Source organism: Paeniroseomonas aquatica, from assembly GCF_030409335.1.
GTDB classification, from domain to species: domain Bacteria; phylum Pseudomonadota; class Alphaproteobacteria; order Acetobacterales; family Acetobacteraceae; genus Belnapia; species Belnapia aquatica.
Map to the genome: position 1 here is coordinate 1 of NZ_JAUFPN010000181.1, position 5,892 is coordinate 5,892.

At 74.8% G+C, this 5,892-nt stretch carries 6 protein-coding genes; all 6 read left to right on the forward strand.

From position 1 onward, the window contains the following. A partial coding sequence (locus QWZ14_RS20220; protein WP_290318662.1) for a murein hydrolase activator EnvC family protein occupies window positions 1-488 on the forward strand: 488 nt, incomplete at its 5' end. A gap of 183 nt (window positions 489-671) precedes the next feature. Next, window positions 672-2,066: a S41 family peptidase gene (locus QWZ14_RS20225; protein ID WP_290318663.1), complete on the forward strand. Its 1,395-nt coding sequence runs from the start codon at window positions 672-674 to the stop codon at window positions 2,064-2,066. A 30-nt stretch (window positions 2,067-2,096) separates the two neighbouring features. Next, window positions 2,097-3,353 (forward strand): divergent polysaccharide deacetylase family protein, encoded by a 1,257-nt coding sequence (locus QWZ14_RS20230; RefSeq protein ID WP_290318664.1) that lies wholly within the window; start codon window positions 2,097-2,099, stop codon window positions 3,351-3,353. Window positions 3,354-3,364: 11 nt separating this feature from the next. Next, window positions 3,365-3,847 carry an RNA pyrophosphohydrolase gene (locus tag QWZ14_RS20235; protein ID WP_290318665.1) on the forward strand — a complete coding sequence of 161 codons (483 nt, stop codon included), beginning with the start codon at window positions 3,365-3,367 and terminating at the stop codon, window positions 3,845-3,847. Between the two features lie 157 nt (window positions 3,848-4,004). Continuing rightward, window positions 4,005-5,132, forward strand: a complete 1,128-nt coding sequence (locus tag QWZ14_RS20240; protein WP_290318666.1) for an exonuclease SbcCD subunit D — start codon at window positions 4,005-4,007, stop codon at window positions 5,130-5,132. Between the two features lie 4 nt (window positions 5,133-5,136). After that, on the forward strand, window positions 5,137-5,892 hold a 756-nt coding region (locus tag QWZ14_RS20245), incomplete at its 3' end, for an SMC family ATPase (protein WP_290318667.1).

The window sequence follows — 5,892 nt, forward strand, 5'->3', positions numbered from 1 at the left end:
CCCGGGAGTTGGCCGCGGCCCGGGCGGCGCGCGAGCAGGCCGCCGCCGCCCGCAGCCGCCGGGCCGAGGATTCCGAGCTGGCCGCCGCCCGCACCCCGGACCCCTCGCCCCGCGGCGCCGGCGGCCGCGCCATGCCGGTGCAGGGCCAGGTGGTGCGGGAATTCCGCGCCGCGGGCGAAGGCGGCGCGGCGGGCGGGCTGACGATCCAGGCCGGCGCCGGCGCCCGGGTGGTCAGCCCCTGCGGCGGCCGGGCGGTCTTCGCCGCGCCTTTCCGCAGCTTCGGCCAATTGTTGATTGTGGATTGCGGCGAAGGCTACCATTTCGTCTTGGCCGGGCTGGATCGGCTGGACGCCGCCCCGGGCCAGCGCCTGCTGGGCGGGGAACCGGTCGGCCAGCTCGGGGCCGGCAGCGGCCGTCCGGCGCTCTACCTGGAACTGCGGCGCAACGGCCGGCCGGTCGACCCGCGGGGCTTCCTGGGCGGAGGCTGACCACCGGCCGCAGGCGTCGCCGCCATGGCGTCCGGGATACTCTTGGTTAACCATACTGGCCCTGCCCTCGGGCCGGGGTTCAGGCTAACATGCCGGTTCGCGGCCAAGCTGGCCGGGCTGGTGGAACATCATCGGGTCGCGTGTCGGGGTTTTCTCCAGCGCTCAAGGGATACGGGTGGCCGCATGAAGGGCAGGGTTCGGACGGTGGCGACGGTGGCCGGGGCATTCGCCGCGGGCATCTTTCTGGGCCCCATGGTCACCTCCCCCATGGTCAAGGCCTGGGCGCAGGATGGCGGCCGGGCGGAGACCTATCGGCTGCTCAACCTCTTCGGCGATGTCTTCGAACGGGTTCGCGCCGAATACGTCGAGCCGATCAACGACCGCGACGCGGTCGAGAATGCCATCAACGGCATGCTCACCGGGCTCGACCCCCACAGCAGCTACCTGAACCAGCGCTCCTACCGCGACATGCAGGTGCAGACCCGCGGCGAGTTCGGCGGCCTCGGCATCGAGGTCACGCAGGAGAACGGCTACATCAAGGTGATCTCGCCGATCGACGAGACTCCGGCCGCCCGGGCCGGGGTCAAGGCCGGCGACCTGATCACCCACCTCAACGGCAATTCCGTGCAGGGCCTCACCCTGCAGGAGGCGGTCGAGCAGATGCGCGGCGAGCGTGGCACCGCCATCAAGATCACCATCCGCCGGGAAGGCGCCGACCGGCCGATCGAGCTCTCCCTGACCCGGGAGGTCATCCGCCCGCAGGTGGTCCGCTTCCGGATGGAGGGCCCGGACATCGGCTACGTCCGGCTCACCTCCTTCAACGAGCAGACCGACGTCGGGCTGCGCCGCGCCGTCACCACGCTGCGCCAGCAGGCCGGCGGCAACCTGAAGGGCCTCGTCCTCGACCTGCGCAACAACCCGGGCGGGCTGCTCGACCAGGCGGTGCAGGTCTCGGACGACTTCCTGCCGCAGGGCGAGATCGTCTCCACCCGCGCCCGGCGCACCGAGGACGCCCAGCGCTGGAACGCCAAGGCCGGCGACATCACCGACGGCCTGAACGTCGTGGTGCTGATCAACGGCGGCTCGGCCTCCGCCAGCGAGATCGTCGCCGGCGCCCTGCAGGATCACCGCCGGGCCATCGTCCTCGGCGTGAAGTCCTTCGGCAAGGGCAGCGTCCAGACCGTCATGCCGATCCCCGGCCAGGGCGCCATCCGGCTGACCACGGCGCGCTACTACACGCCCTCCGGCCGCTCCATCCAGGGCACCGGCATCGAGCCCGACATCGAGGTCCTGGCCCAGCGCCAGGAAGCCACCGCGAACATCCCGCGGGAGCGCGAGGCCGACCTGCGCCGGGCGCTGCGCAACGAGGGCGGCGTGCAGCAGCCGGCCGGGGCCGCCATCCCGCCGCTGCAGCTGCCCGCCGGCATCGCCGAGAAGGTGAGCCGCCTGCCGCCCGAGGGCGCCCCCGCCTTCGACGCGGCCAAGCCGGAAACCGACTTCCAGCTGCAGCAGGCGACCTCCCTGCTGCGGAACCTGGCGTCGGTGCAGTCCCCGGGCCGCCGCGCCGCGGCCCGCTGATCCTCCGGCCCAGCGCCGCAAGGACGGGTGATGACGCCGAGCGAGGCCCCTGACGGCTGGCCGGTGGCGGACCCGCGGCCCGCCCTGTCCCGGGGCTGGAAGGCGTTGATCGGCTGCTGGGCGGCGGTGCTGCTGCTGCTCTCGGGCGGCGCCGCCGCCCTGGCCTGGCTGGGGCCCCTGCCGGCGCCGCCGGTCGCCGAGGCGACGGCCCCGCCGGACGTGGTGCCGCCGCCGGCGATGCCCTCGGCCGCCGCCGCCCCGGCTGCCATCCCGGCGGCCGAGGGCACGGCGAAGCCGGCCGAGGGCACGGCAGGGCCGGCCGAGGCGGCGGCGCCCACGCCGTCCGCGGCACCCGTCGAGGCCGCGGCACCGCCGCCCCGCGCCACCCCGAGCGCCCCCGAGCCGCCGCCGCTCACCGAGGCCGTCCTCCGTGGCCCGGTCCCGCCCGGCCGTCCCATCCCCCCGGCCGATCCCGCCCTCCTCGAAGCCGGCGCCCATGGCCCGCTGCCGCGCATCGCCGCGGACGGCCGCACCCCGATCCGCGCCTATGGCCGCGGCTTCGACCGGCAGGAGGCGCGGCCGAAGGTCGGGCTGATCCTCGGCGGCCTCGGGATGCATGCGGCGCTGACCGAGGAGGCCATCCGCCGCCTGCCCGGGGCGGTGACCCTCGCCTTCAGCCCCTATGCGCCGCATGTCGCCCTGCTGCTCGACCAGGCACGCAACCGCGGCATGGAGACCCTGGTGGCGCTGCCGCTGGAGCCGACCGGCTACCCGCTGAACAACCCGGGCGACCGCGCCCTGCTCACCGGCCTGCCAAGGGCGGAGAACGAGGACCGCCTGGCCTGGCTGCTGTCCCGCTTCACCGGCTATGTCGGCGCCATCGGCGCGCTGGGGCCGCTGCGGGGGGAACGCTTCGCCGCCATCGGGGAAAGCCTGGGCGGGGTGCAGGATGCGCTGCGCAGCCGTGGCCTGCTCTACGTGGACCCGCGCCCCGGCGCCCGCGCCCCGCAGCGGGCCTGGGGCCGCACCATCGACCTGGTGGTGGACGAGCCGGCCACCCGGGGCGAGATCGAGCTCAAGCTGGCGGCGCTGGAGCGGCTGGCGCGGGAGGCGGGCTCGGCGCTCGGCTATGCCGGGGAGGCCTCGCCGGTGCTGATCGACCGCGCCGCCGCCTGGGCCGGCAGCATCGAGAGCCGCGGGCTGGTGCTGGCGCCGGTCACCGCCCTGATGCGGCGGCCGGAGACCGGCGAGGCGATGCCCGCGCCGCTCCGCACCCGCGCCAATTGAAGGAGCCCGAGATGGACCTGCCCTACCGCGACAATGTCGGCGCCGTGCTGTTCAACCCGGCCGGGCAGGTGCTGGTCGCCCGCCGCGCCGACCTGCCCAATGCCGAGGGTGCGGCCGGCGGCTGGCAGTTGCCCCAGGGCGGCATGGACCCGGGCGAGGATCCCAGCGTCGCCGTCTTCCGCGAGATGGAGGAGGAGATCGGCACCGCCCGGGCCGAGATCATCGGCGAGCACCCGGACTGGCTGACCTACGACCTGCCGCCGGAGTTGCTCGGCAAGGCGCTGGGCGGCCGGTACCGCGGCCAGCGGCAGAAGTGGTTCGCGCTGCGCTTCCTCGGCACCGATGCGGACATCCGCCTCGACCTCGACCCGCATCCGGAATTCGACGCCTGGCGCTGGGCCCCGCTGCAGGCTCTGCCCGGGCTGGCGGTGCCGTTCAAGCTGGCGATCTATACGGTGCTGGCCCGGGACTTCGCCCGCTTCGCCACGCGCTAGAGCGCGATCGTCTGAGGTGGAATCACCGAAAGACGTGAATCGCGCGACAAAACAATAAGCTAGACCGTGATCCGCGTTTCTGTCAGCGCGGATCACGGTCTAGCCGGGCGGCAGTCCCGGCTTGCGCCGGCGCGAGTCGCCGCCGCATGGTCGGGCGATGCGCTTCCTCCATACCGCCGACTGGCACCTCGGCCGCACCCTCGGCGGCCATTCCCTGCGGGAGGACCAGGACCACCTGCTCGGCGGCCAGTTCCTCGACATGGTGCGCGACACGGCGCCGGATGCGGTGCTGATCGCCGGCGACGTCTTCGACCGCGCCGTGCCCGCCGCCGAGGCGGTGGAATTGCTCGACGACATCCTGCACCGGATCATCATAGGCCTGCGGGTGCCGGTGGTGATGATCCCGGGCAACCACGACGAGGCGCGGCGGCTGTCCTTCGGCGCCCGGCTGCTGGCGGCCGGCGGGCTGCACATCGCCGACAGCCCGCTCGGCCGCGCCACCACCTTCGGCGACGTCACCGTGGTCGGCTGCGGCTATGCCTCGCCGCTGATGCTGGCGCAGAAGCTCGGCAACGGCGCCGAGGTCGCCGACCACGACGCCGGCTTCGGCCTGCTGGCGCCGCTGCTGCACGGCCTCTGTCCCGCGGGCGGGCGGCGCCTGCTGGTGGCGCATGCCTTCGTCGCCGGCGGCAGCGAATGCGAGAGCGAGCGCTCGCTCTCGGTCGGCGGCACCGGCCAGGTCGGCGCGGCGCGCTTCGCCGGCTTCGACTACGTGGCGCTCGGCCACCTGCACCGGCCGCAAACGCTGATGGGCGGGCGGCTGCGCTACAGCGGCTCGCCGCTCGCCTATTCCAGCAGCGAGGCGGGGCAGGCCAAGTCCGTCACCCTGCTGGAGCTGGAGGCGGACGGCACCTGCCGGATCGAGGAATTGCCGCTCTCGCCGCGGCGCCAGCTCCGGCTGGTCAGCGGCAGCTTCGCGGAACTGCGGGAGGCCCCGGCCGCCGGCCGCGACGATTTCGTGGTGCTCACCCTGACCGACCCGCGCCCGGTGCCGGAGGCCCAGCGCCGGCTGGCCGAGGTCTTCCCGCATATCATCGGCTTCGGCTACGCCGGGCAGGAGCGCAGCGCCGGCCCGCTGTCCGGCCCCGGCGTCCGCGCCCGGGCCATCCGGCCGATCGAGCTCTTCGCCGAGTTCCACGCCGCCATGCGCGACACGCCGCTGCCGCCGGAGGCGCGGCCGGTGCTGGCCGAGGCCATCGCCGCCGCCGAAGCCGCCGAGGCCTGAGCCCATGCGCCCGCTGAAGCTGACGATGGAGGCCTTCGGCCCCTATGCCGCGCGGCAGGAGATCGACTTCGCCGCGCTCGGCCCGCACCGGCTGTTCCTGATCAGCGGCCCGACCGGGGCCGGCAAGACCAGCCTGCTGGACGCCATCTGCTACGCCCTGTTCGGCGAGAGCAGCGGCCACGAACGCCGCCCCGGGCATCTCCGCAGCCAGCACGCCGCGCCGGCGGTGCGGACCGAGGTCACCTTCGAATTCGCCCAGGCCGGGCAGCACTGGCGCATCCGCCGCACCCCCGCCTGGGACCGGCCGAAGCAGCGCGGCGAGGGCACCACGGCGGAGCGCGGCCGGCAGGCGCTGTGGCGGATCGGCCCAAAAGGCGATGGTGACGGCGAGCCGATCGAGCGCGAGGCGGAGGTCGAGGCCCGGGTCCACGAGATCCTCGGCCTGACCGCTCCCGAATTCCGCCAGGTGGTACTGCTGCCGCAGGGGCGCTTCCGCGAGCTGCTGACCGCCACGCCGGAGGCGCGGCAGGCGATCCTGCAGACGCTGTTCCGCACCCGCTTCTACGAGCGCATCCAGGACGGGCTGAAGGCCGCCGCCGCGGCCGCCCGCCAGGCGATGCGCGACGCCGCCTGGCAGCAGAACGCCCTGCTACAGCGCGCCGGCGCCGCCACGCCGGAAGCCGCCGCCGCCCACCGGACCGCCCTGGCCGAGGCGCGGGCGGCGGCGCTCGCCGCCCAGGACCAGGCCGCCGCCGCCGAG

Coding starts and splice junctions, on each gene's coding strand:
- QWZ14_RS20230 (WP_290318664.1), top strand. CDS start 2,097: ATGACGCCGAGCGAGGCCCCTGACGGCTGGCCGGTGGCGGACCCGCGG.
- QWZ14_RS20225 (WP_290318663.1), top strand. CDS start 672: ATGAAGGGCAGGGTTCGGACGGTGGCGACGGTGGCCGGGGCATTCGCC.
- QWZ14_RS20240 (WP_290318666.1), top strand. CDS start 4,005: ATGCGCTTCCTCCATACCGCCGACTGGCACCTCGGCCGCACCCTCGGC.
- QWZ14_RS20235 (WP_290318665.1), top strand. CDS start 3,365: ATGGACCTGCCCTACCGCGACAATGTCGGCGCCGTGCTGTTCAACCCG.